The organism is Acidisoma cellulosilyticum, assembly GCF_020621385.1.
Classification (GTDB): Bacteria; Pseudomonadota; Alphaproteobacteria; order Acetobacterales; family Acetobacteraceae; genus Acidisoma; species Acidisoma cellulosilyticum.
Genome location: NZ_JAESVA010000002.1, coordinates 71,471 through 96,763, shown reverse-complemented (window position 1 = coordinate 96,763; position 25,293 = coordinate 71,471). Strand labels below are relative to the sequence as shown.

The following is a 25,293-nucleotide window of genomic DNA, read 5'->3' as shown; positions in this document are numbered from 1 at the left end:
TCAATGCTCCTTCGCCGGGGTCGTATGGTGCTTGCCCTCGATCGGCCGCGGCTTGACGCGGAACAGGCCGAGGACGGTGACGAAGAAGACAGGCACGAAGAAGATGGCGAGGATGGTCGCCGACAGCATGCCGCCGACCACGGCGGTGCCGATGGCGATACGGGAGGAGGCACCGGCCCCCGTCGCGATCGCCAGCGGGAAGGTGCCGCAGATGAAGGCGATGGAGGTCATCAGGATCGGCCGCAGACGTTCGCGGGCAGCCTCCAGCGCCGATTCCACCAGCGACATGCCGCTGTCGTAGAAATGCTTGGCGAATTCCACGATCAGAATGGCGTTCTTCACCGCCAGACCGACCGTCGTCAGCATGCCGACCTGGAAGTAGACGTCATTGTCCAATCCACGCAGCGCCGTTGCCGCCATGGTACCGATGAGACCCAGCGGCACCACGAGCATGACGGCGAAGGGCACCGGCCAGCTTTCATACAGCGCCGCCAGACAGAGCAGCACGACGAGGACGGAGATCGCGTAGAGCGGTCCGGTCTGCGATCCGGCCTGCACCTGTTCGTAGGACAAGCCGGTCCACTGGAAGCTGATGCCCTTGGGCAGCTTGGCGACGAGCTTCGTAATCTCGGCCATCGCGGCACCGGAGGAAACGCCTGGTGCCGGCGCACCCTGGAATTCGAAGGAGGTCAGACCGTTATAGATCTCGACCTTCTGCGGACCCGTGACCCAATGGCCGGTCACGAAGGTGCTGAGCGGCACCATGCCGCCGGTTGCGTTGTTGACATACCACTTGCCGATATCCGAGGGCAGCATGCGGGCGCTGTCGATACCCTGGACATAGACCTGCTTCACGCGACCGCCGCGCATGAACTGGTTGACGTAGTCGGACGCGAGCGCCCCCTGGATGGTGTCGTTGATGGCAGCGATCGTGACGCCATAGGCCGAGGCCTTCTCGCGATCGATATCGAGTTGGTACTGCGGCGCGTCGTTCAGGCCGTTGGGACGGGTCGCCATCAGCAACGGGTCTTTCGCGGCCATGCCGAGCAGCTGGTTACGCGCGGCATAGAGCGCATCATGACCGAGATTGCCAGCATCCTGCAGCTCGAAATCGAAGCCCGACGCATTGCCGAGTTCCAGAACCGCAGGCGGTTCCAGGATGAAGACCTGGCCATCCCGGTTGCCAAAGAAATGCCTGTTGATGGCCATCGCCACGGCGCCCGGCGTCTGGTCTGGCCTTGTGCGCTTGCTCCAATCCGTCATGCGGATCGCGACGAAGCCCGCGTTCTGCGCGCGGCCGGCGAAGTTGAAGCCATTCACCGTGAAGACGAGCTGTACGGTGCCTTTCTCATGCGCCAGCGTCCAGGCGGTCACATCATGCAGGAGTTCGCCGGTTTGCTCCGCCGTGGCACCTGCCGGCATGGAAACCTGGCCAAGCAGAAGCCCCTGATCCTCGTTCGGCAGGAAGCCTGACGGCATATGGGTAAACAGATAGCCGGCGCCGACGACGATGAGCGCGAAGACGAACATCGTGATGGGCGAGCGGCGGATCATGCCGCTGACGCCGCGGCCATAGCCTTTGCGTGCCCGCTCGAAGCCACGGTTGAAGATGGCAGCTGGGCTGCGGCCCACCATCGGGTCGCTCTTGCGCGGTTTCAGAATGGTGCCGCAAAGCGCCGGCGTCAGGATCAGAGCCACCAGCACCGACAGCGACATCGCCGAGATGATGGTGATGGAGAACTGGCGGTAGATCACGCCGGTGGAGCCGCCGAAGAAGGCCATCGGCAGGAACACGGCCGAGAGCACCAGGGCGATGCCGACGAGCGCGCCGGAGATTTCCTCCATCGACGCGATGGCGGCCTCTCGCGGCGAAAGCTTCTTTTCCTCCATCAAACGCTCGACGTTTTCGACGACGACGATCGCGTCATCGACGAGCAAGCCGACGGCCAGGACCATGGCCAGCATGGTCAGCGTATTGATGGAATAGCCGAGTGCGTTCAGCACGCCGAAGGTGCCCAGCAGCACGATCGGCACGGCGATCGTCGGGATCAGCGTCGCGCGGAAGTTCTGCAGGAAGATGAGCATGACGACGAAGACGAGGGCGATGGCTTCCGCCAGCGTCTGCACCACGTCTTCCAGCGACAGCGTGATGTAGGGCTTGCTGTCGATCGGGTAGGTCATCTGAATGCCAGGCGGGAAGCGCGTCTGCAGCGTGGCCAGTTCGGCCTTCACGGCTTTTTCGACGTCAAGCTGGTTGGCACCCGGCGTCAGCTGCAGGCCGATACCGGAAGCAGGCTCATTATTGTAAAGCGCGGACGCGCTGTAGCTCTGCGCGCCGAGTTCGACGGATGCGACATCGCTCAGCAGCACGCGGGAGCCGTCGGTCTCGACCTTGAGTAGAATATTATTGAACTGCTGCGGGTCCGTGTAACGCGTCGGACCCACGATCAGCGCATCCAGGCGCTGACCCTTGACCGCCGGCAGGCCGCCCAATTCGCCCGAGGAGACCTGGATGTTCTGCGCGGCGATGGCCGTCGTCACGTCATCGATCGTCAGGCCGTATTTGTAGAGCTTGTCGGGATCGACCCAGATGCGCATGGCGTATTCGGAGCCGAACAGCGTGTAGTTGCCGACACCCGTGATCTGCGTCAGCGGCGTTTCCAGGTTGGATGCGATGTAATCGGCAAGATCATGCTGACCCATGCTGCCGTCGGTGGAAACCAGGCTGACGATGAGGAAGAAGTTACGCGACTGCTTGACGACCGAGATGCCTTCCTGGGTCACCTCCGTCGGCAGCACGGCTTCCGCGAGCGAGAGTTTGTTCTGAACCTGCACCTGGGCAATGTCAGGGTCGGTGCCCTGCTTGAAGGTGAGGTCGATTTCCATCGAGCCGTTGGCCTGGGCCTGGGAGTTCACGTATTCCAGGCCGTCCAGGCCGGTCATATCCTGAAGGATTGGCCGAATGACGGTATCCGCGACGGTCTCGGCGGAAGCGCCGGGATAGGTCACGGTGATGGCGATTTCAGGCGGTGCGATGGAGGGGAACTGCGAAATCGGCAGCTGCATGATGGAGATGGCACCCATCATCATGATGACGATGCCGATGACCCAGGCGAAGACCGGGCGATTGATAAAGAAACGTGACACGGTGTCTTATCTCGCCCCGATCAGAACTTGGCTGTTTCGTCGACGGGCGTGACGGCCCCATTGTCCGAAACGCTGAGCAGCCCGTCGACGGCGACGCGGTCGCCAGCCTTCAACCCGCTCGTCACGATCCAATTGGCGCCGACGGCGTCACCGGTCTGAATGACGGTGAGATGGGCCTTGTTGCTGCTGTCGAGCAGGAAGACCGTCGGGTCGCCCTTTGTGTTGTGGGAGACGGCCTGCTGCGGCACCAGAATACCCTTGGCGTCCACGCCTTCCGTCAATTCGCCACGCACGAACATGCCGGGCAGCAGAATATGATTGGGATTGGCGACCAGGGCCCGCAGCAGAACGGTGCCCGTGGTCGGGCTGACCGTCACTTCGCCGAATTGCAGCTTGCCCTGAATGGGATAGGCGCTGCCGTCATCGAGCTTGATGGAGACCGGGGCGGTGCCGTCGGGCTCCATCTGGATCTGTCCGCTCGCCGCCGCCGCTTCCAGGCTGAGCAGCGCGGTCGCGGGTTCGTTGACGTCGATATAGATCGGGTCGAGCTGGGTGACGGTCGCCAGCGCCGTCGTCTGGTTCGCCGTCACCAGCGCGCCGGGGGTGACAGTGGAAGCGCCGATATGGCCGTCGATCGGGGACAGAACCTTGGTATAGGTCAGATTGATGCTGGCCTGTTCCAACGCTGCCTTGGCGATCAGGATCTGGGCCTCGGCTTCCTTGGTCGCGGCGACCGCATCGTCATAATCCTGGCCGCTGACCGCCTGGGCCTGGGCCAGCGGCCGGTAACGGGCTGATTTCGCGCGGGCGGCGACCAGGGAGGCCTGATCATAGGCCAGCGTCGCCTTATCGCTGTCATAGGTCGCCTGATAGGTCGAAGGGTCGATCTGGTAGAGCTGCTGCCCCGCCTTGACCTCGCTGCCTTCCGTAAACAAACGTTTCAACAGCACGCCCGTCACCTGCGGTTCGATGGCGGCCGTCATCACCGCCTCGGCCCGGCCGGGCAGTTCGATGGTGCGCGTCACCGGCTGCGTCTTGATGGTGACGAAGCCCACCTGAGGGGGTGGAGGCGCCGGGGCGGCAGCGGTCTTCTTGTCACAGGCGGACAGCGCGAGCGCGATGGCAGACAGGCTCACGGCAGCCCGCAGCCCAAGGCTGCGTGACGAAGAAGAAGTAACAAAATTTAACATTCGTCACCCTTTGGGCAAAAAAAATGAAATCACGAGACCGCTCGGGCGAGCAGGCGCAACTGGCGTTCCAGCCGCTCTTCAGCCGCTTCCGCGGCGATCCCGATCAGCATGAGAGGTTCGATCGAACAGGCGAGGCAGTCCAGCAAGGCAGTCGCAGTCATTGATGCATCATCGACACGAAGGCCGTCCTTCTCCACACCTTCGCGCAAGAGGTTCGCAAGTTCAAGTCGCAGTGTGCAATGGAGGAACTCACCCACGAAGCGCCATCGCTTTTCGCGCTTGATAATCGTGAACTCGATCACGTTTTGGAAAAATTGAGCGCCATGTTGCGAAACATTCGTCTCAATCATATCGATGAAGTGTCGGTTGACCGCACGAATGACATCTTCAATCCTGATCCAGGCCGGCTTCTGCTCGGCGCGGATGATCGGCAGAAGCTGCAGATGCAGTTCCCGCATGAAGTGTTCCCCGACAGCTTCGACAAGCGCGTCCTTGGTCTGGAAGAACTTGTACACATTCGCGGGAGACATATGAAGCTCGCGCGCGATATCGGCCACCGTCGTGCGGTGGGGACCGAAGCGCGAAAAAAGCTCCTTGGCTTTTTCGAGAATGAGACGATGCGTTTCAGCTTTGGGAGCCATTACAGAACACCATAGTGATGAATGACGTAATTCATCACCTGATCATGGTCAATCAGGCTCGCAGGCCAGAGCAGCCTTGCGTCGGCACAGTCGATCAATATAATGGACGATAGTCTTTTATAGGAAACGACAGCGCCGTTTCCCCGAGGAGTATCGCTCTTGATCATCCGCCCTGCCTCCGAAGCCGATCTACCCGGCATTCTCATTATTTATAACGACGTCGTTCGCACCTCCGCCGCGGTTTATACCGAGGAGGAGGCGAGCCTCGACAATCGTTTGAAATGGTATGCGGATCGACGGGCGCTCGGCTACCCCGTTTTGGTTGCGGAAGATAAAACAGGCGGGATCGCGGGCTTTTCCAGCTTCGGTGATTTCCGGCCTTGGCCGGGCTTTCGCCTGACGGTTGAGCACTCCGTCTATATTCGTGAGGATTGCCGGGGCCAGGGCCTGGGGTGCGCGCTCATCACGCCGCTTTTCGATGAAGCAAGGACCCTCGGCAAGCATGTCATGATCGGCGGGATCGACGCCGGCAATCCGGCCTCGCTGCGTCTGCATGAGAAGCTGGGCTTCGAGCGCGCCGGCACGCTGAAGGAAGTCGGCACCAAATTCGGCCGCTGGCTCGATCTTGTCTTCATGCAGCGCATTCTGTGACCGGACAAACGACGGAGGCCGAGACCGAGGCGCGAATCGCCCAGCGGGTGCGGCTGGAGCGGGACGCGCGGGGATGGTCGCTCGCCGATCTGGCCGAGCGCTCCGGTCTCGCCAAGGCGACCATCAGCAAGATCGAGCGCCAGGAGATGAGCCCGACGGCGGTGAGCCTGCTGAAACTCGCGACGGCCTTCGACCTGACGCTGGCCGGGCTTCTGCTGCGCGCCGAGCAGGCGACGGGGCGCGTATCGCGCGCGGCCGATCAGCCGCTGTGGCGCGATCCGGAGACGGGCTATCTGCGCCAGCAGATTTTCAGCCGATCGGATTTTCCGCTGGAACTGGTGCAGGTCACCATGCCGCCGGGGCAGCGCGTCACGCTGCCGGCCTCATCCTTCGTCCGGCTAAGGCAATTGCTGATGGTGCAGACGGGCACGCTGGTTCTGACCGAAGGGGCGAGTGACAGGCATGACCTCAAGGCTGGCGATTGCCTGGCCTTCGGGCCTCCGGCGGACGCGACCTTCGCGAATGAGGCGACGGAGCCTTGCACCTATACCGTCTTTCTGATGCGGAGCTGACCATGACGACGATCAAGATCCGGCCGCTTGTTGCCTCACCTGACACGCTGAGGATGCTGACCGATATTCTGGTGGAAACCGTGGCGGCGGGGGGCTCCGTCAGCTTCATGCATCCCCTCTCGCTTGAAAAGGCGAGGGCGTTCTGGCAGGGGTCGCTCGCATCGGCGGCGCTGGGCGAGCGTGTGGTCTTCGGCGCCTTTGACGGGGACAGTCTCGTCGGCACCACCACCCTCGTCACCGGCCTGCCGGAAAATCAGCCGCATCGGGCAGAGATCGCGAAGATGATGGTCGCCCTCCGCTATCGCGGCCAGGGCATCGCCTGCGCACTGCTGCGCGCGGCGGAGGCGGAGGCAGCGGCACAGGGCCGCACCCATCTGATGCTGGACACCGCGACCGATGGCGGCGCTGCCGGCCTGTATGAACGCCAAGGCTTCGTCTTCGCGGGGGAGATTCCGGATTACGCGCTCAAACCCCAAGGCGGGCTTACGGGGACAAGGCTTTACTGGAAGCGGATCGGATAGACGCCCGACCCTGGGCCGAGAAACGCCAGCAACAGACGAGGCCCGCCAGCAGCAGCGGGGCGAAGCCCGCGAAGATCCAGAACCCGACGCTGCGCGCCGTCGCCAGCGTGACATCGGCCGACAATCCAGCCGCATGGGCGGCGATTCCGGTCCCGGCCGCGCCCACCGCATAGCCTATCCGCTGCACGGTGCTGGCGGCACCGGCGGCGAGCGCGCGTTCCTGCGGGTCAGCGAGGTCGATGATACACTCGACGATCGCGGGCCAGCACAGGCCGAAGCCCGCCCCCTGCGGCATGGCACTGCCAATGATACCGGGGAGAGAACCGGCGGGGATGGCGAGCGACAGGCCGCCGATGCCGCCGAGGATGCAAAGGCAGCCCAGACGGATGAGCCAGCCTCCACGGAAGACGGGCAGGTTAGCGATCGTGATTGTGGCCAGGCTCCAGCTGATGGCTTCCACCGCCAGGATATAGCCGGAAAAGAGGGCGCTTTTGCCCAGGATGACGGTCAGCAGCAGCGGGCCGTAGGTCGCGAAGCCCGTCGTGCCGGCGGATAGGGCGAAGACCATGAACAGGCCAGCGCCGAGCGGTCGCCGAATCGCTAAAAGCCCTTGCGGCAGCAAAGGGTTTGCGGAGATCCTGTCGACGCGGGCCGCGCCGTAAAGCAGCAGAAGCCCGAGCGCACAGAGCAAGACAGGCGGGGCGCGGCCCGGCGCGATGCCGGCCTCGGCGATCGAAGCGGTCGCGAATAGCAGAAGCAGTATCTGGCGAAAGGGAAAGCTGGCCCGATCCCTTCCGTTCGGGCGATCAGCCGGCAGCCAACGGGCGGCGGCGATCCAGAGAAGAAAGGCCTGGACCGCGAAGCTGACGAAGGCCAAGCGCCACAGCCCGGCATCGGCCAGCACTCCGCCGATCAATGGGCCGAGCAGCGACCCCACGCCCCACAGGACCGAGACGACGCCGAATAATTTCGTCCAAAGATGTTGCGGGAAGGATCGCTCAATCGCGACATAGCTGAGTGTGACAAGCAATCCGCCGCCGATCCCTTGTGCCAGGCGGCCGACCAGCAGCATCTCCATGCTTCCGGCCAAGGCAGCGATGACACAACCGAAACCGTACAATGCAGATCCCAGCAGCATCACCTGTTTGATGCCCCGCTTGCCGCAGAGCATGCCAGCGGCGGCACCCGAGAGAATGGAACCGCATTCGTAGATCGCGAGATTCCAGCTCATGTAATCGACACCGCCGATATCGGCGACGACCTTCGGCAGGATGGTCGCGGTCACCAGCGTATCGGCCGCATGCAGCCAGACGCCGAGACAGATGAGAATGAAGCGGCCGAGCAATCCGGTGCGTCGCAGTTCAGCCCAGGCATCGTCCGTTCGTCGCATCCCGTCACCCGTTTCCTGATCTGGGTGAGACGGCTACAACCTCAACTATGGTTGAGGTAAAGGGGGTTTCGTCTTGGCCGGGGAATTGACCGTGGGCGCCGTCGCCAGCCGCACCGGATTGGCGGTCTCCGCCATCCATTTCTACGAGCGACGCGGGTTGATCCGCAGCCTGCGGACTGCGGGCAACCAGCGCCGCTATGACCGTGAGGTTCTGCGGCGCCTCGCACTCATCCAGGTGGCGCAGGAATTGGGGATCGGACTGGCAGAGGTGCAAGCGGTCTTCGCGACCCTGCCTGACGGCCGGACACCGACGCGAAAGGATTGGGAGGCGATTTCGCGCGGCTGGGCGGCCGATCTCGACCGGCGTATCGCGCTGATGCAGCGGCTGCGGGATGATCTGGACGGTTGCATCGGCTGCGGCTGCCTGTCGCTGGACCGCTGCGCGATCTTCAACGGCGAGGATATTCTGGCCTCATCGGGCCAGGGCGCGGTCCGTCTGCGCCGGGCGGCCAAGCGCCGCGCATAAAAAAAGGGCCGCAGCGGTTGCCCGCTGCGGCCCTTTTCGGCGTCGGTAGGATTACGCGGCGCTGGTGTCGGACGACCGATCGGCGCGCTTGCGCGCATTGGGGTCCAGATGGCGCTTGCGGATACGAACGGCGGTGGGCGTGACTTCGACCAGCTCATCGTCCTCGACATAGGCAATCGCCTGTTCCAGGGACATGCGGCGCGGCGGGATCAGAAGCATCGCGTCATCCTTGCCGGCGGCACGGATATTGGTGAGCTTCTTTTCCTTGATGACGTTCACGTCGAGATCATTCTCGCGGCTGTGCTCGCCCACGATCATGCCCGTATAGACCTTGTCGCCCGGATCGACGAAGAGCGTGCCGCGCTCCTGCAGATACCAAAGCGAATACTGCACCGCTTCGCCGTCGAGGTTCGAGATCAGGCTGCCATTGCGGCGGCCTTCGATCGCACCGGTCCAGGGGCCGTAGCCCGCGAACATGCGGTTCATGATGCCCGAACCGCGTGTGTCGGTCAGGAATTCGCTGTGATAGCCGATCAGGCCACGGCTCGGCATGCGGAAGGTGAGGCGAACTTTGCCGCCACCCGAGGGACGCATGTCCTGCAGCTGACCCTTGCGGCGGCTCAGCTTCTCGACGACGACGCCGGTATAGGGCTCGTCGACATCGGCCAGCACGTCTTCCATCGGCTCTTCGCGCTCGCCGGTCTCTTCGTTGATGCGCGTCAGCACGCGGGGACGACCGATGGTCATCTCAAAGCCTTCGCGGCGCATCGTCTCGATCAGCACGCCGAGCTGGAGTTCGCCACGGCCCGCGACTTCGAACGCGTCCGTCTCGCTGCTGATGGTGACCTTCAGCGCGACATTGCCCTGAATTTCGAACAACAGACGATCACGGATCTGGCGCGACGTCACCTTCTTGCCTTCACGGCCGCCGAGCGGGCCGTCATTGACGCGGAAGGTCATGGACAAGGTCGGCGGATCGACCGGGATCGCCTGGATCGGCGTCGTCAGTTCCGGCGCGCCGAGCGTATCGGGGATGGTGGCGTCCGTCAGGCCGGCGATGGCGATGATATCGCCTGCCTGCGCTTCCTCGACCGGGACGCGGTCAAGGCCGTTGAAGGACATCAGCTTGGTCAGGCGGCCGGTCTCGACCACCGTGCCGTCGGCGCGCAGCACCTTCAGCGGCATGTTGAGGCGGGCGCGACCCTGCTCGACACGACCGGTCAGCACGCGGCCGAGGAAGTTGTCGTAGTCGAGGATGGAGGCGAGCATCGCGAAGGGCGCTTCAAGGTCAACCTTCGGCGCCGGCACATGGCTGATGATGAGGTCGAACATCGGCGCCAGATCCTTACGCGCGCCTTCAACCTCAAGATCGGCCCAGCCCTGACGGCCGGACGCGAACAGCGTCGGGAAGTCGAGCTGATCCTCGTTCGCGTCGAGCGCGGCGAAGAGATCGAAAACCTCGTTATGGACTTCGTCGGGGCGGGCATCGCCACGGTCGATCTTGTTGACGACGACGATCGGGCGAATGCCGCGGGCCAGGGCCTTGCCGAGCACGAACTTGGTCTGCGGCAGCACGCCTTCGGCCGAATCGACCAGCAGGATCGCGCCGTCCACCATGCTCAGGATACGCTCGACCTCGCCGCCGAAATCGGCATGGCCCGGGGTATCGATGATGTTCAGACGGACGTCCTTCCAGATGACGCTCGTGCATTTGGCAAGGATGGTGATGCCGCGCTCACGTTCCAGATCATTACGGTCGAGCGCGCGCTCGGCCACCTGCTGGTGCTCACGGAAGGCGCCCGACTGCTTCAGCAGCGCGTCGACAAGCGTGGTTTTCCCATGATCGACGTGGGCGATGATGGCGATATTGCGAATGTCCATGACGTCTTCCGGTTCTGGACCCGGTAATGAGCCCGATAGTGTCAGCGGTCCGGCACATACCTGATACGAAGACGTATAGGCGTGTGACGTACGTTAAACGCCCCGCCGGTGGCGGATAGCCGCCAGAGGCAGGGCGCTTTTGTTGCGGCGCACAGATAACTGAACTTGTGCGCGGTGGCGAGAATAAAGAAACGGCTCTGCCCGCGTCAGGCAGGCGGGCGCCATGCGGCCAAGGCGGCTCAGGCCGCCAGCACCCTATAAAGGCCGCAACTCAAACCTAAGCCAAACCGAGCAGACCTCAGCGGAAGCTGACGTCGTCGTGCTCGGAATGCGCGTCGAGCGCCAGGCTCACCAGACGATGAATGGCCTCGGAGCGGTCGCCGATATGATGGGCGGCAGACCAGCTGTCGATAGCGCGGGCTTCGTCTGCGGTCACGGTCAGCGATACCGCCTCGCCGTGATCGGCGTTACGATGATCGTCCGAACGATAAGCCATGGGAAATGGTCTCCTGACAAAACATTTGCTCAGACAGACTACCTAATCTCACCGCCCATGCGATGCATAAAAAGCCGATACCTGCTTTGTTGTTGTTTTAACAACTGATTGGCCCCGGAAATCCTTCATTTCTAAGGACTTTCACGGTGGCGTGAGCGAAAATGACACAGTATCCGCCATGCTTGCGTCACAATCCTCCGCCACAGTCTTCAACCCGCTGACGGGCTTATGCTTACAGACGGCGCAAGCGGGCGATGAAGAAGCCGTCCAACCCGCCCAGATCCCCCCAAAGCCCGGGATGTGTGCGAACAAAACCGTCGCGCGTCACAGCGAATTCCAATCCCGGAATCTCGGACCGCCGGATCGGGTCGATCTTCACCGGCAGCCAGCTGAGCGCGGCGGCGATCCGGTCCGGCCCTTCCTGCGGCTGCAGCGAGCAGACGGCGTAGATCAGCCGCCCGCCGGGCTGCAGCATGCCGATGGCCGCCGTCAGCAACCGGTCCTGGGTCGCGGCCAGGCTCATCATATCGCCCTGCTGCTTCAGATAAGGCACGTCCGGATGGCGCCGGATGGTGCCTGTCGCACTGCAGGGCGCGTCGAGCAGGATGGCGTCCAGCTTGCCGTCCGGCTTCCAGGTCGCGGCGTCGCCGGTGATGATCTCGGCCGTCAGGCCCAGGCGTTCCAGATTGCCGGTCAGGCGGGGCACGCGGGCCGACATCAGTTCGATCGCGGTCACGCGGGCGCCGGCAGCGGCCATCTGCGCTGTCTTGCCACCGGGGGCCGCGCAAAGATCGGCGACATATTCGCCCGGCTGGGCGTTCAGAATGCGCGCGGGCAGGGCGGCGGCGGCATCCTGCACCCAGGCGCGACCGGCAACGAAGGCCGGAATATCGGCGACGCGCGTGCCGGCCGGGAAGCGGACCGACCCGGTCGGCAGCAGATCGCCGCCTTCGGGCACCGGCTCTCCCGGCATCAGCGTGATATCGAGCGGCGCTTCCGTCTGATGGGCGACTGCGATATCGCGGGCGTCCTTGCCCCAGCCGGTCCAAAGCCAGGGCGGCGTATCCAGGCGCGGCCCGTCCAATTCCTCCAGCGCGGCCTGTCCGTTCTCCGAGACGCGGCGCAGCACCGCATTCACCAAGCCTGCGAATTTTTCAAGTTTTCGCGCGCGCGCAAGCCCGACCGCCGTGGCGACGGCGGCATGGGCCGGCGTGTCCAGAAACAGCAGCCCGGCCGCGCCCAGGCGCAGCACATGCATGACCAGATCCGGCGGCACGCGCTTCAGATAAGGGTCCAGCACCGTATCGATGGTGCCGCGGCGACGCAGCGCGGTCGCGGCCAGCCGGTGGGCGGCGGCCTTGTCGCGCGCGTCCATCGGCGGCAGCGAATCGAGCCCATCCTCCAACGAGCGGTGCCGGTCCAGCACCGCTGACAGGAGAGAAAGGGCAGCCGAACGCGTGGGATCGGAGGCGAGGGGGGAGATATTATCGTCGTGCTTCACAGCCTGCCTATACCGCGTTCTGATGATTGCGACCTGTGCGAAGCGCGCTATGAAGACCGGCCCTGAGGAGAAGGCTGAGCATGGACCCGATACAAGCGATCGTCATTGCCGTCGTGCAGGGGGCGACCGAACTTTTCCCGGTCAGCAGCCTGGGCCATGCGGTCATCCTGCCGGCCCTTCTCCATTGGAATCTCGACCAGCACGGCGACAATTTCCTGCCCTTTCTGGTCATGCTGCATGTCGGCACCGCGCTCGCTTTGCTTGGCTTCTTCTGGCGCGACTGGCTGGCGATCCTGCGCGGCCTCATCGGTATCGGCTCGGCACATGAGGTGGCCGAGGCGCGGCGGGTGTTCCTGCTGATCGTCATTGCCACCATTCCGGTCGTCATCCTCGGCGGCGGGTTGGAGCATCTGCTGCGCCGCGTCTTTGCGACTCCGCTGATCGCCGCGATCTTCCTCGTCGTGAACGGTCTGGTGCTGCTGGTCGGCGAGAAGCTGAAGGGCAGCAAAGCCAGCACGCTGCCGCTGTCGAAGCTCGGCGCCCGCGACGCCTTCATCATCGGCTGCTGGCAGTGCCTGGCGCTGATCCCCGGCATGTCACGCTCGGGTGCCTCCATCCTCGGCGGCGTGCTGCGCGGGCTGGATCATGAAGATTCGGCGCATTTTTCCTTCCTCATCGCCCTGCCGGTGATCGTCGCGGCGGCAGTGCTGGAAGTGCCGAAGCTGATGCATGACCATGCGGCCCAAGGCACGATGAGCCTGGCCGTGATCGCGGCCGTCGTCGCCGGCGTCACGGCGCTGGCCAGCACCGCCTTCCTGATGCGCTGGTTCCGTGGCCATCAGAACTGGGCCATGACACCCTTCGCCATCTACTGCATCGTCGCGGGTGTGCTATCCGCAGGCTTCCTCGTCATTGCAGGTTAAAGACTCGTCTCATGAAACGGTGGATTCTCGCAGCCAGCCTGCTTCTGCCTCTGGCCTTTGCCGCTCCGGCGACAGCCGCGGAGCCCGGCGTGAAACCGGCGACGCTTGCCGTGGATCTTGCGACCGCGCCGATCGGCCGGTCCGAGCTGCCCTGGTGGCGGGAGCGATTCGACCGCAGCCTGGAGCGGGTGCGGCAGGGCCATGTCGATCTCATATGGCTGGGCGATTCGATCACCCAGAACTGGGAATTGGCGGGGCCTGAGCCCTTCGCCGATTACCGCCCGGTCTGGAACCGCTTCTACGGCGACCGTCAGGCCGTCAATATGGGCTTCCGGGGCGATACCACCGCCAGTGTCATCTGGCGGCTGGATCATGGCGAGGTCGCCGGGCTGAACCCGCGCGCGCTGGTGCTGCTGATCGGCGCGAATAATTTCGGCCATGTTCACTGGGATGCCAGCCAGACCTTGGCGGGCATCAATGCCATCGTCCATATCCTGCGCACGAAGCTGCCCGATACGCAGATCCTGCTGCTGGCGGTGCTGCCCAGCGAGCGCTCGCCCTGGATTACCGAGAATACGGCGGCGGTGAACGCCATGCTGGCCGCGTCCTATCGCGACCGGCCCTTTGTCACCTTCATGAATGTGGGCAATCTTTTCTACCGTGACGGCCGCGTGAACCGCGGGCTTTATCTCGACCCGCATCAGGCGGTGATGGCGAGCCACGCGGCGGGCCTGACTACGGCGACCGTGAACAGCATCGCCCTGCACCCGGACGCGCAGGGCATGGCCCTGATCGCGGAAACGATCGAGCCGGTATTGCACAAGCTGATGGCCGACCGCGATCACCGGCGCGTGCCGGCCGGCTGACCGACCGCTTGGGGCCGCGCTCCCGGATTAAAGCCTGTCAGGTTTCAATAGATAATTCGTCATCCGCGAACTTGTTGCGCGGACCTACCCGCCGAGGCGCCCAGACGGCCGCTTGCCTGCACGCAAGGGTCGATGCGCGGCATGAAGCCGCGCATGACAGATTTGGGGGCATTGCCAACTAATCAGACGGCTTAAAGCCAGCCGCGGACCTTGAACCAAATCAGCGGCAGCACGGCGGATAGGACAATCATGGCGATCCCGTACGGATAGCCATAGGTCCAGTTCAGCTCCGGAATATCCTTGAAATTCATGCCGTAGATGCTGGCAATCAGCGTCGGCGGCACACCGACGACCGAGACGACGGTCAGAACCTTGATGATGTTGTTCTGCGCGTTGTTGATCAGGCCAAGCGTCGCATCCAGCAGGAACTGCAGCTTGTTGTTGAGATGACCATCATAGTCGCTGAGGGAGGTGATGTCCTGCCGCAGCGACTTCAGCCGCTCGCGATTCTCGCGGTCGATCCAGGTCGCGGCGATCTGCCCAACATAGGGCAGGATACGGCCGACGCCGAGCAGGCTGTCACGAATGCTGGACATCAGATCGGCGGCGCGGCCCAGGCGTTTCAGGACGCTTTGCAGCTCATTGTCCAGCCTGCGCCCGTGCTTGGGGCCGGCGCCGGCATCGCTGAAGATCTGCTTCGAGACCGCATCCAACTCGTCGCGCATATTCTCAAGCAAGTCGGACATCCGATCGCTGATGGCTTCCAGCAGGGACAGGAAAATGTCGATCGGCTCGCCCGATTCCATCGGCTTGCGATGCTGCGTCTCCAGGAAATTATGGAAGGCGCGGCTGCGGTTGAAGCGGATGGTGACCAGCTTCTCGCGATTGAGGATGAAGCCGATGGGGCGGACATCGGCCGGCATGCCATCCATTTTGGCGACCAGCGGCATGCTGAGATAGATCGCGGTGCCATCATAGAAGAGCCGGCTTGATGTCTCGATCTCACTGAGTTCGTCTTCGGTCGAAACCTCCAGGCCGGTCGCTGCTTGGACCCTGGCCTTTTCCTCATCGGTCGGGTTGAGCAGGTCTATCCATTGTGCCTGCGACAGATCGCCCTCGGCGGGAAAGTCACAGAGGGGAATCCCTTCGCGCGCGGCATAGGCACCCAGCATAGAGACGTCCTTAAACAGAGAAAACCGAAGGCCGAGCGGCCTTAGCCTAGCGCGGGCAAGGTGGCAGGTGACAAATTGGTGTCACAGGCGGCAGAAATCATGGTCGCAATGTCGGATAGGCACCACCAAAACGGCTTTCGGCCGGGCAAGGCCCCCGCATATGGCTTGCCTGGTGACAGTGCAAAGGCCTGTCGCTGGATCTTGTCACAAGCTGAATAAGCAGGCGCCTAGAGCAGATCCCGGTCAGATAGAATCATCTGACCGGGTGAAGATGCTCGCAAAAACAATAACCTAGAGCGGCACCTGTGAGCGTAAGCGAGCAGGAAACGCTCTAAGGTCAGCATCGGCCCGGACGCTCTCGCCATGCTGGTGCGAAAGCGTCCGTCCGGAGGCCGATCAGGCGTAAGGCGGCTTGGTATGCCCGGCCGGCGATAGCGTAAAAACCTCGCAGCCGGTCTCGGTAATGCCGATCATATGCTCGAACTGCGCCGACAGGCTGCGGTCGCGCGTCACCGCGGTCCAGCCGTCATCCAGGATCTTCACCTCGGGCCGGCCGGCGTTGATCATCGGCTCGATGGTAAAGACCATGCCGGGGCGAAGCTTGGTGCCCAAGCCGGGGCGGCCGTAATGCAGGACATTGGGCGGCTCATGAAAGCGCAGGCCGATACCGTGGCCGCAGAAATCCCGCACGATCGTCAGGCGCTGCGGCTCGACATAGCTTTGGATGGCGTGGCCGATATCGCCCAGCGTATTGCCGGGGCGGGCGACGGCAATGCCGCGCATCAGCGACTCGTAGGTGATATCCATCAGCCGCTTGGCCTTGGTGCTGGGCGTGCCGGCCGCATACATGCGGCTGCTGTCGCCGTACCAGCCGTCCAGAATGACGGTGATGTCGATATTCAGGATATCGGCTTCTTCCAGCTTTCGCGCGCCGGGAATGCCGTGGCAGACGACATGGTTGATGGAGGTGCAGATCGATTTCGGATAGCCGCGATAGTTCAGCGGCGCCGGCACGGCCTTATGATCCAGGATAAAATCGTGGCAGAGCTGATCCAGCCGCTCGGTCGTGACACCGGGCAACACGAAAGGCGCGATCATATCCAGCGTTTCGGCAGCCAGCCGTCCAGCCGCATGCAGCGCCGGGAAATTTTCCTGCGCGTAAAGGCTGATCTGCCGCGCGTCCGTCTCGCCATCCATACCCTGATCTCCAACGCCTTTCTTGGCCTGTTTTTGGGCCCACAAGCGGCGGAGAATGCGCTGCGCGCCTCGCCGCGTGCAAGGGCGATGCGGGCAGGGCAGGGTTCGCCGCGTCCGATGGGGCTTGGGCCCAGGTGACAATCCCGTCAGTTGCTTGACAGCGCAGCCTCTGGCAGACAGCGGACATGCGCCGCCGCACCCTTCTCCACGCGATTCCCGCTGCTTCCGCGACCCTGCTTCTGGGTAGCGAGGGGGCGGCGTGGGCCGCCACCGGCAGCTTCCAGAGCTTTCTGGTCGAGGTCGATCGCATGGCCGCCGGGCAGGGCGTCAGCTACGCCACCCGCCGCGCCGCGCTCTATGGTCTGCAGCCGAATTCGGACGTCATCCGGCTCGACAATTATCAGGCGGAATTCACCCAGACCTGGGCGCAGTATTCGGCCAAGCGCCTCTCCGCCGCGCGGGTCGCCGCCGGGCAGCAGAAATACGCGGCGAGCCAGCAGGTTCTGGCGGCGGTCCGCACGGAATACGGCGTCGATCCCGGCGTCATTCTCGGCATCTGGGGGTTGGAGACCAATTACGGCAGCTATACCGGCGGTTTTTCGGTCGTGCAGGCTTTGGCGACCCTGGCCTGGTCCAGCCATCGCCCGGCCTATTTCCGCTCGGAACTGATCGCGGCCCTTCATATTATCGACAGCGGCGCGGTCTCGGCCCAGGGCATGACCGGCTCCTATGCCGGGGCCATGGGCCAGCCGCAATTCATGCCGAGCGTCTATCTCAAGCTCGCCGTCAGCTTCTCCGGCCAAAGCCGCCCGAATATCTGGACGAATATACCGGACAGCCTGGCCTCCATCGGCAATTACCTGCGCGTCTCCGGCTGGAAACAGGGACAGCCCTGGGGCGAGCAGGTCATCCTCGGCCCCTCGGTCGACGCGCCGGCGATCGATCCGGATCAGGCGCAGCCGCTGTCGCAATGGCTCGCCATGGGCGTGCGGCGCTTGCCCGGCCATGCCTATGTGTCCGCGTCCCTGCCGGGGCGCGTGATCCAGCCGGACGGCGTCGGCGGCGCGGCCTATCTTGTCTATCCGAATTACAAGGCGATCCGCCGCTATAACCCGTCCGACTTCTACGCCCTTTCGGTCGGCCTGCTCGGCAATCTCGTTACCGCATGAAGCTCGTCACTTTTGCCGCTTTCGGCGCGATGATGGCGGTCGCGGGCTGCGTCAAAAGCGGGCCGCCGGTTGCCTCCCATCCGCATTACGTCATCGGCCAGGGCTATCAGGCCAATGGCGCCTGGTACTACCCGCGTGAGGATTACGGCTATGACCGCACCGGTCTCGCCTCGGTCTATGGCGATGACGCTTCGCCGCTGACGACCGACGGCGAAGCCTATGACGCCGGGGCGCTGACCGGTGCCAGCCAGATCCTGCAACTGCCCTGCATTGTCCAAGTGACCAATCTGCAGACCGGCCGGCAGATCCTGCTGCGCGTGAATGATCGCGGCCCCGGCAATCCTGGCCGTATCCTGGCGGTGACGCCGCGCGCGGCGCAGTTGCTCGGCATTCCGGCCGATGGCGCGGCCGAGGTCAGGGTCACGATCCAGAAGGACGCAAGTCAGGCGCTGGCCGACAGCCTCGGCGGCGGCATCAAGATCGCGGCCGCGCCCATGGGTGGTTTTCAGGCCGAAAGCCTTGCCCCGCCGACCGGCGTCGCGTCTGCCGGCGGTGCGGCCGTCGTGCAGACGGATCGCGCCAATACCGGCTCGATCACCGAAACGGTGCCGCCTTTGCGCCTGCCCGAGCGCGTGACACAGCTGCCGCCCAGCCCCGGCGCGCTCTATGTCCAGTCCGGCAGCTTCGGCCATCGCTATGACGCCTATCGCCAATCCGCGCGCCTGTCCGGATTACCAAATGCTCATGTGATCGCGATCACAGGGGGAGGGCGCATGCTCTACGGCGTGCAGAGCGGCCCCTATTATACGGTGCCGCAGGCCGATGCGGCGCTTTCGTCCAGCCTCGCCGCTGGCGCCGTGGACGCCACCATCATCGTGCAGTAAGCCGGGCAAGCCAGTCAGACCCGCTCGTGCTCCGGATCGGAACCGCCTCATGAATTCTCGTCGCTTCCTGCTTCTCTCTGGCGCTGCCTTGTCCAGCTTTGCCGCCGTCCCGGCCTGGGCCAAGCGCAAAAAGGCCGCAGCCAAGTCAGCGGCGAGCGGCGATGAGGGCGGCCCCGGCACGGCGACGGCCGCCGTCTCCACCCCGGCCGATACCCCCGTCGGCCCTGTGGATACGGTCGCGAGCCATGCCATCGTCATCGATTTCAACACCAACGCGGTGCTGCTGACGAAGGACGCGGATACGCCCAGCCCGCCGTCCTCGCTGACCAAGCTGATGACCATCTACATCACCTTCACGCAGCTGAAGGCCGGCAAGCTGACGCTCGGCCAGACCTTCACCATCAGCGAGCACGCCTGGCATATGGGCGGCAGCCGCATGTTCCTGCAGGTCGGCACCCAGGTGACGATCGAGGACCTCATCCGTGGCGTCTTCGTCGATTCCGGCAATGATGCGGCGGTCGCTTTGGCCGAAGGCATCGCGGGGTCGGAAGACGCTTTCGTCGCCATGATGAATGCCGAGGCCAAGAAGCTTGGGATGAACGATTCCCACTTCATGGATGCCTCCGGCTGGCCGGCGGACGGGCATGTCATGTCCGTGCGGGACATCGCGACGCTCGCCACCCATATCATTCGCGACTTCCCGGACTATTATCATTACGCGGGCGAGCAGACCTTCACCTATAACAAGATCACCCAGCAGAACCGTAATCCGCTGGTCGCGGCCGGGCTCGGCGACGGTCTCAAGACCGGTCATACCGAGGAGGGTGGCTATTCCGAGGCGGGTTCGACCGAGCGCAATGGCCGTCGCATCATCGTGGTGCTGAACGGTCTGCCGACCTGGGATTCGCGCGTCACCGAATCGAAGCGTCTGATGGATTGGGCCTTCAATACCTTCCAGGACGTCCCGGTCTTCGCGGCCGGGCAGATCGTGAGCCAGGCGCCGGTCTGGCTGGGCCAGGTGCCGACCGTCGGGTTGACGGTGCAGGGCGGGCTGACCGTGACCTTGCCGAATAACTGGCGCGACGGCGTCAAGATCGCGGTCGATTACCCGGCCCCGATCCCGGCCCCGGTGATCAGCGGCCATAAGGTCGGTCAGATCAGCCTCAGCGGTACCGGCATCCCGCCCGGCCAGATCATCACGACCGATCTGGTGGCGGCCGGCGACGTGCCGCGCCTCGGCCTGCCGGGCCGGGCCATGGCGCGCCTGAAGCACTTCATCACGGGTGCCTGATCATGGGCCGTAAATCCGGCCGCTTTATCGTCTTTGAAGGCGGCGACGGGGCCGGCAAGGGCTCTGTCCTCGCCGCCGCCGCCGAGGCGTTGCGCGCGGACGGTTTCGACGTCCTGACGACGCGCGAACCCGGCGGCACGCCGGAAGGGATGGAGTTGCGGGCACTGCTGCTGTCAGACGCCGGCCATGTCTGGGATCAGGGGTCGGAACTGCTTCTGATGACGGCGGCGCGCGTGCAGCATGTGACGCGCGTCATCAGGCCTGCGGTGGCCAGCGGCCAGATCGTGCTGTGTGACCGCTATGTCGGCTCCACCCTCGCCTATCAAGGCGGCGGGCGGGGGATTGCCCTGCCGCTCATCCGCCAGCTGCACCAGGATTTCGTCGGCGATTATTGGCCGGATCTGACGGTGCTGCTTGATATTCCGCCGGCCGAAGGCCTGCGTCGCAGCCGCCGCCGGCTTGCCGATAGCGCGACCGATGAAGGCCGGTTCGAGGGGCTGGCGCTCGATTTTCATGAGCGCGCGCGGGCCTCCTTCCTCGCCCAGGCTGAGGAAACGCCAGAGCGTTTCATGGTCGTCGATGCCGGCCCGCCGCTCGCCGATGTGCAGGCGGATGTCCTGGCCGGGCTTCGGACCTGGCTGCAAACCTCACTCACGACAGGATAAATTGCCCATGCGCCGTTTTATGCTGCCTATCGCCGGACTGACGATGATGGCCTTGTCCTCGGCCGCTTTCGCGGCCGCGCCCGCCGGCTTCACGACGCTGTCCGACGGCGTCATGGAGCAGGACAGCGTCGTCGGCACCGGACCCGTCGCCCAGCCCGGCCAGACGGTCGTCGTCATGTATACCGGCTGGCTCTATCAGGACGGCCAGAAGGGGCAGAAGTTCGACAGCTCCTATGACCGCAACCAGCCCTTCAGCTTCGTGCTCGGCAATGGCCAGGTCATTGCCGGCTGGGATGCGGGCGTGGTCGGAATGAAGGTCGGCGGGGAGCGCACGCTCATCATTCCGCCGGACCAGGGCTATGGCGACCAGGGTGCCGGCGGCTCCATTCCGCCGGGCGCGACCCTGATGTTCGACGTCAAGCTGCAGGGCGTGAACTGACGCACCTCCCGCCACGCGAAAACCCAGACCTGCTCGGCCATGATGCGGCCGAGCGGCTATGGCGCGCTGCGCGCCGCAGCGGCCGGCTGCACCATGCCTGGCTGATCACCGGCACGCGCGGCATCGGCAAGGCGACGCTCGCCTTCCGGCTGGCGCGCGCGCTGCTGGCTGGCCTTCCGCCGGACGCCGATTTGCAGATGGACCCGGCCGAGCCGGTCTTCCGCCGCATCGCGGCCGGCACCCATGCCGGGCTGATGGTGTTGGAACGCAGCGCGGACGAGAAGACCAAGCGCATGCGCCGCGACATCGTGGTGGATGAGGTGCGCGCGGTGACGCAGTTCCTGCGCCGCACGGCGGGCGAGGGTGGGGCGCGCATCGTCATCGTCGACGGCGCCGAGGATATGAACACCAACGCTGCCAATGCCTTGCTGAAATTGCTGGAAGAACCGCCGCCGGGCGCGCTGCTGTTTCTGGTCTGCCACGCGCCGGGCCTGCTGCCGACGACCATTCGCAGCCGTTGCCGTCGCCTGCGCCTGTCGCCGCTGACCGAACCCGATGTCGAGACGCTGCTCGGCCGCTATCTGCCGGACCTCGGTGTCGAGGAGCAGGCGGAAATGGCAAGGCTGGCGGAGGGCTCCATCGGCCGGGCTTTGACCTTGGCGGCCGGCGACGGTCCGGCGATGGCGGCCGAGGTCCATCGCGTGCTCGCCACCCTGCCGACCGGGCAAGCCGCGCTGCATGTGGCGGACGGCGTGGCGCGCGACGAGGACAGTTTCGGCCTGTTCATGGACCTGCTGCGCCAGGCCATAGCGGATGTGGTGCGGCAAGGCGCGCGCGGTGCGCTGTCCAGCCATCAGACCGGTCTGCTCGCCCGCCGTTCCATTGATGACTGGGGTAAGGTATGGCAGGCCCTGACTCAAATCCAGGATGAGACGGAACGCTTCGCTTTGGATCGCCGACAGGCGGTGCTGGCGGGGCTGAGCCTGATGGCGGGAACATGACCAGAAGCTTCTACGTGACGACGCCGATCTATTACGTGAACGGGGCGCCCCATATCGGCCACGCCTATACGTCCATCGCAGCCGATGTGCTGGCGCGGTGGAAGCGGCTGGACGGGTATGACGTCTTCTTCCTGACCGGCACCGACGAGCACGGGCAGAAGGTCGAGAAGGCGGCGCTGGACGCCGGCGTCGACCCGCAGACCTTTACCGATCAGGTGGCCGAGCAGTTTCAAAGCCTGGCCGCGACGCTCGGCCTGTCCAACGACGACTTCATCCGCACGACGGAGGAGCGGCACAAGATCGCCTGCGCCGCGCTTTGGACCAAGCTGCTGGATGCCGGGCACATCTATCTGGACCATTACGAAGGCTGGTACGCCGTCCGCGACGAAGCCTTCTATGGCGAGGATGAGCTGACGACGAATGTCCACGGCATCCGCGTGGCGCCTTCCGGCGCGCCGGTCGAATGGGTGCGCGAGCCGAGCTATTTCTTCCGTCTCTCGGCCTGGCAGGACAAGCTGCTGGCCCATTACGAGGCCAATCCTGATTTCATCGGCCCCCATGGCCCGCGCAATGAAGTGGTGAGCTTCGTGCGCGGCGGGCTGATGGATCTGTCCGTCAGCCGCACCAGCTTCACATGGGGCGTGCCGGTGCCGAACGATCCAGCCCATGTCATGTATGTCTGGCTGGATGCGCTGACCAATTACCTGACGGCCACAGGCTACCCGGACGCCGACGCCCCGCGCGCCAAATTCTGGCCGGCGGATGTGCATATGGTCGGCAAGGACATCATCCGCTTCCATGCCGTCTATTGGCCGGCCTTCCTGATGGCGGCCGAGATTCCCCTGCCGAAGCGCGTCGCCGCCAATGGCTGGTGGACGGCGGACGGCGAGAAGATGAGCAAGTCGGTCGGCAATGTCGTCGAACCGAATGCCCTGATCGCGGAATTCGGGCTGGATGCCGTGCGCTTCTTCCTGCTGCGCGAAATGCCCTTCGGCAATGACGGCGATTTCAGCCGCCGCGCGCTGATCTCCCGCCTGAACATCGAACTCGCCAATGACCTCGGCAATCTCTGCCAGCGCAGCCTGTCGATGATCGCGAAGAACTGCGAGGGCAAGCTGCCGCCCGCGCCCGACCCGCTGACGGAGGCCGACGTCGCGCTGCTGTCCCAGGCGCAGGCGCTGCCCGCGCTGCTCGGCGCCGCGATCGAGGTCCAGGCCTATCACGTCGCGTTGGAGGAGGCGTGGAAGGTGATCCGCGCCGGCAATGCCTATATCGACCATCAGGCGCCCTGGGCGCTGAAGAAGACCGATATCCTGCGCATGGGCTCCGTGCTGCGCGTGCTGGCCGATACCATCCGTCATATCGCGACGGTGCTGCAGCCTTTCATGCCGGACAGCATGGGGCGGATGCTCGATCAACTTGTGGTGCCGGCCGATGGCCGCACGCTCGCCGGGCTCGCGATCCCGCTGGTGGACGGCACCGTGCTGCCCGCGCCGCAGGGCATCTTCCCGCGCTTCGTGGACGAGGTCGCCTGAGCGTGCTGATCGATAGTCATTGCCACCTCGATTACTTCAAGGACGAGGAACTGGACGCCGTCATCGGCCGCGCGCGGGCGGCCGGGGTGGGGGAAATGGTCTCCATCGGCACCAGTCTGGAGCAGTCCCGGCGTATTCTGGCGCTGGTCGAGGACAAGCCCGGCATCTGGTGCTCCATCGGCATTCATCCGCAGCATGCGCATGAGGAGCCGGTGCCGGCGGTCGAGACTTTGGTCGCGATGACGCAGCACCCGAAGGTGATCGGCATCGGGGAAACCGGGCTCGATTACTTCTATGATACCGCACCGCCGGATGTGCAGAAGGCGGGATTTCGCGCCCATATCCGTGCCGCGCGGATCGCCGGCGTGCCGCTTGCCATCCATGCCCGTGACGCTGACGCCGATATCGCGTCGATCCTGCAGGAGGAGCGGGCCGAGGGCGGTCCCTTCGACTTCCTGCTCCATTGCTTCTCGTCGGGGCGCGGTCTGGCCGAGGCCGCGATCGAGATCGGCGGCTATCTCAGCTTCTCGGGCATCCTGACCTTCCCGAAATCGACCGAGTTGCGGGAGATCGCGGCGGATGTGCCGGCCGACCGCCTGCTGGTCGAGACCGACAGCCCCTATCTGGCGCCGGTACCCTTTCGCGGCAAACGGAACGAACCCGCCCATGTCGCCCATACCGCCGCCAAGCTGGCGGAGGTGCGCGGATTGACCGCCGAAGGCCTGGCCGAACTGACTTCCGCCAATTTCCGCCGCCTTTATCCGAAGACGGTCGCAGCATGAAGGCCATCGTTCTCGGCTGCGGCGGCTCCGCCGGCGTGCCCATGATCGGCGGGGCGGACGGGCGCGGCGATTGGGGTGTCTGCGACCCGGCCGAGAAGCGCAACCGCCGCACGCGTTCCTCCATCGTGCTGCAGGGCAATGACGGCCGCCGCATCCTGGTCGATACCTCGCCCGACATGCGCAACCAGATGGTCGATCACGGCATCCGCTCGATCGACGCCATTCTGTACACCCATTCCCATGCCGACCACATTCTGGGGTTGGATGATGTGCGCATCCTCAACCGCATCATCGACCGGCCGATGCCGGTCAGGGCGGATGCGCATACGCTGGAAGAACTGCAGCGGCGCTTCGACTATGCTTTCCTGCCCTGGCGGCCGCCCGGTTTCATCCGCCCCGTGCTGGAGCCTGAGCCCGTGCGGCCGGGCGAAAGCGTCAATCTGGCAGGCATGGCGCTTTCCATCTTTGAACAGGACCATGGTTTCGGCACCACGCTCGGCCTGCGCCTGGGTCGTTTCGCCTATTGCACCGATGTCGTCGATCTGGACGACGCGGCTTGGGAAACGCTGGCGGGGGTCGAGACCTGGATGGTCGATTGCTTCCAGCGTGACCCGCACCGGACCCATGCCTGGCTGGCGCTGGTCGTCGAATGGGCGGCGAAGCTCGGCGCGCGCCGCACGATCCTGACCCATATGGGCAATGACATGGATTGGGGCTGGATGATGCGCAACCTGCCGCGCGGCTTCGAACCCGCCTATGACGGAATGGAAATTTCCATCCCTGAGTGAGGTCAGCCTGGTGTCTTTCGGCTAGGTTGAAGGCGGTTTGGTTCAAGATCATAATGCTGTCCTTC

General features: G+C 64.4%; 24 protein-coding genes. 15 read left to right on the top strand and 9 right to left on the bottom strand.

Annotated elements, in window-relative coordinates:
* The 3 genes from ACELLULO517_RS04805 to ACELLULO517_RS04795 form a co-directional block, all read right to left on the bottom strand.
* A complete protein-coding gene (locus tag ACELLULO517_RS04805; RefSeq protein ID WP_227306174.1) occupies positions 1-3,147 on the bottom strand; it encodes an efflux RND transporter permease subunit in 3,147 nt (1,048 codons plus the stop codon).
* Between the two features lie 20 nt (positions 3,148-3,167).
* Entirely contained in the window at positions 3,168-4,283 is a 1,116-nt protein-coding gene (locus ACELLULO517_RS04800; protein WP_227306173.1) for an efflux RND transporter periplasmic adaptor subunit, read from the bottom strand.
* An 83-nt stretch (positions 4,284-4,366) separates the two neighbouring features.
* Positions 4,367-4,978 carry a TetR/AcrR family transcriptional regulator gene (locus ACELLULO517_RS04795; protein ID WP_227306172.1) on the bottom strand — a complete coding sequence of 204 codons (612 nt, stop codon included), beginning with the start codon at positions 4,976-4,978 and terminating at the stop codon, positions 4,367-4,369.
* Between the two features lie 159 nt (positions 4,979-5,137).
* On the opposite strand from ACELLULO517_RS04795, the gene ACELLULO517_RS04790 reads away from it, so the two are divergent.
* The 3 genes from ACELLULO517_RS04790 to ACELLULO517_RS04780 are packed head-to-tail and all read left to right on the top strand — an operon-like array spanning position 5,138 to position 6,722.
* Positions 5,138-5,629, top strand: coding sequence for a GNAT family N-acetyltransferase (locus tag ACELLULO517_RS04790; RefSeq protein ID WP_227306171.1), 492 nt, complete (start codon positions 5,138-5,140; stop codon positions 5,627-5,629).
* The gene (locus tag ACELLULO517_RS04785; RefSeq protein WP_227306170.1) at positions 5,626-6,201 is read left to right on the top strand and encodes a helix-turn-helix domain-containing protein; all 576 of its coding nucleotides are present in this window, start codon (positions 5,626-5,628) and stop codon (positions 6,199-6,201) included. The genes ACELLULO517_RS04790 and ACELLULO517_RS04785 overlap by 4 nt, the downstream gene beginning before the upstream one ends.
* 2 nt (positions 6,202-6,203) lie before the next feature.
* Complete coding sequence (locus ACELLULO517_RS04780; RefSeq protein WP_227306169.1) at positions 6,204-6,722, top strand: GNAT family N-acetyltransferase; 519 nt, start codon at positions 6,204-6,206, stop codon at positions 6,720-6,722.
* On the opposite strand, the gene ACELLULO517_RS04775 is transcribed toward ACELLULO517_RS04780, so the two are convergent.
* Positions 6,685-8,112, bottom strand: a complete 1,428-nt coding sequence (locus tag ACELLULO517_RS04775; protein ID WP_227306168.1) for an MFS transporter — start codon at positions 8,110-8,112, stop codon at positions 6,685-6,687. The two genes, ACELLULO517_RS04780 and ACELLULO517_RS04775, sit on opposite strands and share 38 nt — an antisense overlap.
* A 73-nt stretch (positions 8,113-8,185) precedes the next feature.
* Here ACELLULO517_RS04775 and soxR point away from each other — a divergent pair, with 73 nt between their 5' ends.
* Positions 8,186-8,638, top strand: a complete 453-nt coding sequence (soxR, locus tag ACELLULO517_RS04770; RefSeq protein WP_227306167.1) for a redox-sensitive transcriptional activator SoxR — start codon at positions 8,186-8,188, stop codon at positions 8,636-8,638.
* Positions 8,639-8,689: 51 nt separating this feature from the next.
* Here the strand turns inward: soxR and typA are convergent, their stop codons facing one another.
* From typA to ACELLULO517_RS04755, 3 genes are all read right to left on the bottom strand, one after another.
* Complete coding sequence (gene typA / locus ACELLULO517_RS04765) at positions 8,690-10,519, bottom strand: translational GTPase TypA (protein WP_227306166.1); 1,830 nt, start codon at positions 10,517-10,519, stop codon at positions 8,690-8,692.
* Positions 10,520-10,817: 298 nt separating this feature from the next.
* Positions 10,818-11,015 (bottom strand): hypothetical protein, encoded by a 198-nt coding sequence (locus ACELLULO517_RS04760; RefSeq protein ID WP_227306165.1) that lies wholly within the window; start codon positions 11,013-11,015, stop codon positions 10,818-10,820.
* Positions 11,016-11,247: 232 nt separating this feature from the next.
* The gene (locus ACELLULO517_RS04755) at positions 11,248-12,516 is read right to left on the bottom strand and encodes an RsmB/NOP family class I SAM-dependent RNA methyltransferase (RefSeq protein WP_227306164.1); all 1,269 of its coding nucleotides are present in this window, start codon (positions 12,514-12,516) and stop codon (positions 11,248-11,250) included.
* An 80-nt stretch (positions 12,517-12,596) separates the two neighbouring features.
* On the opposite strand from ACELLULO517_RS04755, the gene ACELLULO517_RS04750 reads away from it, so the two are divergent.
* Positions 12,597-13,439, top strand: a complete 843-nt coding sequence (locus ACELLULO517_RS04750; protein ID WP_227306163.1) for an undecaprenyl-diphosphate phosphatase — start codon at positions 12,597-12,599, stop codon at positions 13,437-13,439.
* An 11-nt stretch (positions 13,440-13,450) separates the two neighbouring features.
* Positions 13,451-14,305, top strand: coding sequence for a GDSL-type esterase/lipase family protein (locus tag ACELLULO517_RS04745; protein ID WP_227306162.1), 855 nt, complete (start codon positions 13,451-13,453; stop codon positions 14,303-14,305).
* 191 nt (positions 14,306-14,496) lie between these two features.
* On the opposite strand, the gene ACELLULO517_RS04740 is transcribed toward ACELLULO517_RS04745, so the two are convergent.
* Both ACELLULO517_RS04740 and map read right to left on the bottom strand, forming a co-directional pair.
* Complete coding sequence (locus tag ACELLULO517_RS04740; protein ID WP_227306161.1) at positions 14,497-15,477, bottom strand: magnesium transporter CorA family protein; 981 nt, start codon at positions 15,475-15,477, stop codon at positions 14,497-14,499.
* A 396-nt stretch (positions 15,478-15,873) separates the two neighbouring features.
* Entirely contained in the window at positions 15,874-16,674 is an 801-nt protein-coding gene (map, locus tag ACELLULO517_RS04735; protein WP_227306160.1) for a type I methionyl aminopeptidase, read from the bottom strand.
* Between the two features lie 185 nt (positions 16,675-16,859).
* Here map and ACELLULO517_RS04730 point away from each other — a divergent pair, with 185 nt between their 5' ends.
* The 9 genes from ACELLULO517_RS04730 to ACELLULO517_RS04690 are packed head-to-tail and all read left to right on the top strand — an operon-like array spanning position 16,860 to position 25,228.
* The gene (locus ACELLULO517_RS04730; RefSeq protein WP_227306159.1) at positions 16,860-17,843 is read left to right on the top strand and encodes a lytic murein transglycosylase; all 984 of its coding nucleotides are present in this window, start codon (positions 16,860-16,862) and stop codon (positions 17,841-17,843) included.
* The gene (locus ACELLULO517_RS04725) at positions 17,840-18,727 is read left to right on the top strand and encodes an SPOR domain-containing protein (RefSeq protein WP_227306158.1); all 888 of its coding nucleotides are present in this window, start codon (positions 17,840-17,842) and stop codon (positions 18,725-18,727) included. Before ACELLULO517_RS04730 ends, ACELLULO517_RS04725 begins: the two co-directional genes overlap by 4 nt.
* Before the next feature lie 49 nt (positions 18,728-18,776).
* Positions 18,777-20,018 (top strand): D-alanyl-D-alanine carboxypeptidase family protein, encoded by a 1,242-nt coding sequence (locus ACELLULO517_RS04720; RefSeq protein ID WP_227306157.1) that lies wholly within the window; start codon positions 18,777-18,779, stop codon positions 20,016-20,018.
* A gap of 2 nt (positions 20,019-20,020) precedes the next feature.
* Positions 20,021-20,683, top strand: a complete 663-nt coding sequence (tmk, locus tag ACELLULO517_RS04715; RefSeq protein ID WP_227306156.1) for a dTMP kinase — start codon at positions 20,021-20,023, stop codon at positions 20,681-20,683.
* A gap of 7 nt (positions 20,684-20,690) precedes the next feature.
* Entirely contained in the window at positions 20,691-21,122 is a 432-nt protein-coding gene (locus ACELLULO517_RS04710; RefSeq protein WP_227306155.1) for an FKBP-type peptidyl-prolyl cis-trans isomerase, read from the top strand.
* Entirely contained in the window at positions 21,119-22,123 is a 1,005-nt protein-coding gene (locus tag ACELLULO517_RS04705; RefSeq protein ID WP_227306898.1) for a DNA polymerase III subunit delta', read from the top strand. The genes ACELLULO517_RS04710 and ACELLULO517_RS04705 overlap by 4 nt, the downstream gene beginning before the upstream one ends.
* Positions 22,120-23,658 (top strand): methionine--tRNA ligase, encoded by a 1,539-nt coding sequence (gene metG, locus ACELLULO517_RS04700; protein ID WP_227306154.1) that lies wholly within the window; start codon positions 22,120-22,122, stop codon positions 23,656-23,658. The genes ACELLULO517_RS04705 and metG overlap by 4 nt, the downstream gene beginning before the upstream one ends.
* A 2-nt stretch (positions 23,659-23,660) precedes the next feature.
* Positions 23,661-24,440: a TatD family hydrolase gene (locus tag ACELLULO517_RS04695; protein ID WP_227306153.1), complete on the top strand. Its 780-nt coding sequence runs from the start codon at positions 23,661-23,663 to the stop codon at positions 24,438-24,440.
* Complete coding sequence (locus ACELLULO517_RS04690) at positions 24,437-25,228, top strand: MBL fold metallo-hydrolase (RefSeq protein WP_227306152.1); 792 nt, start codon at positions 24,437-24,439, stop codon at positions 25,226-25,228. Before ACELLULO517_RS04695 ends, ACELLULO517_RS04690 begins: the two co-directional genes overlap by 4 nt.
* Positions 25,229-25,293: the final 65 nt, after the last annotated feature.

What these genes read in the sequence shown, in the direction of transcription:
- ACELLULO517_RS04745 (WP_227306162.1), top strand. Translation starts at nt 13,451, where the DNA reads ATGAAACGGTGGATTCTCGCAGCCAGCCTGCTTCTGCCTCTGGCCTTT.
- map (WP_227306160.1), bottom strand. Translation starts at nt 16,674, where the DNA reads ATGGATGGCGAGACGGACGCGCGGCAGATCAGCCTTTACGCGCAGGAA.
- ACELLULO517_RS04690 (WP_227306152.1), top strand. Translation starts at nt 24,437, where the DNA reads ATGAAGGCCATCGTTCTCGGCTGCGGCGGCTCCGCCGGCGTGCCCATG.
- ACELLULO517_RS04780 (WP_227306169.1), top strand. Translation starts at nt 6,204, where the DNA reads ATGACGACGATCAAGATCCGGCCGCTTGTTGCCTCACCTGACACGCTG.
- ACELLULO517_RS04775 (WP_227306168.1), bottom strand. Translation starts at nt 8,112, where the DNA reads ATGCGACGAACGGACGATGCCTGGGCTGAACTGCGACGCACCGGATTG.
- ACELLULO517_RS04730 (WP_227306159.1), top strand. Translation starts at nt 16,860, where the DNA reads ATGCGCCGCCGCACCCTTCTCCACGCGATTCCCGCTGCTTCCGCGACC.
- metG (WP_227306154.1), top strand. Translation starts at nt 22,120, where the DNA reads ATGACCAGAAGCTTCTACGTGACGACGCCGATCTATTACGTGAACGGG.
- typA (WP_227306166.1), bottom strand. Translation starts at nt 10,519, where the DNA reads ATGGACATTCGCAATATCGCCATCATCGCCCACGTCGATCATGGGAAA.
- ACELLULO517_RS04760 (WP_227306165.1), bottom strand. Translation starts at nt 11,015, where the DNA reads ATGGCTTATCGTTCGGACGATCATCGTAACGCCGATCACGGCGAGGCG.
- ACELLULO517_RS04725 (WP_227306158.1), top strand. Translation starts at nt 17,840, where the DNA reads ATGAAGCTCGTCACTTTTGCCGCTTTCGGCGCGATGATGGCGGTCGCG.
- ACELLULO517_RS04750 (WP_227306163.1), top strand. Translation starts at nt 12,597, where the DNA reads ATGGACCCGATACAAGCGATCGTCATTGCCGTCGTGCAGGGGGCGACC.
- ACELLULO517_RS04740 (WP_227306161.1), bottom strand. Translation starts at nt 15,477, where the DNA reads ATGCTGGGTGCCTATGCCGCGCGCGAAGGGATTCCCCTCTGTGACTTT.
- tmk (WP_227306156.1), top strand. Translation starts at nt 20,021, where the DNA reads ATGGGCCGTAAATCCGGCCGCTTTATCGTCTTTGAAGGCGGCGACGGG.
- ACELLULO517_RS04710 (WP_227306155.1), top strand. Translation starts at nt 20,691, where the DNA reads ATGCGCCGTTTTATGCTGCCTATCGCCGGACTGACGATGATGGCCTTG.
- ACELLULO517_RS04795 (WP_227306172.1), bottom strand. Translation starts at nt 4,978, where the DNA reads ATGGCTCCCAAAGCTGAAACGCATCGTCTCATTCTCGAAAAAGCCAAG.
- ACELLULO517_RS04720 (WP_227306157.1), top strand. Translation starts at nt 18,777, where the DNA reads ATGAATTCTCGTCGCTTCCTGCTTCTCTCTGGCGCTGCCTTGTCCAGC.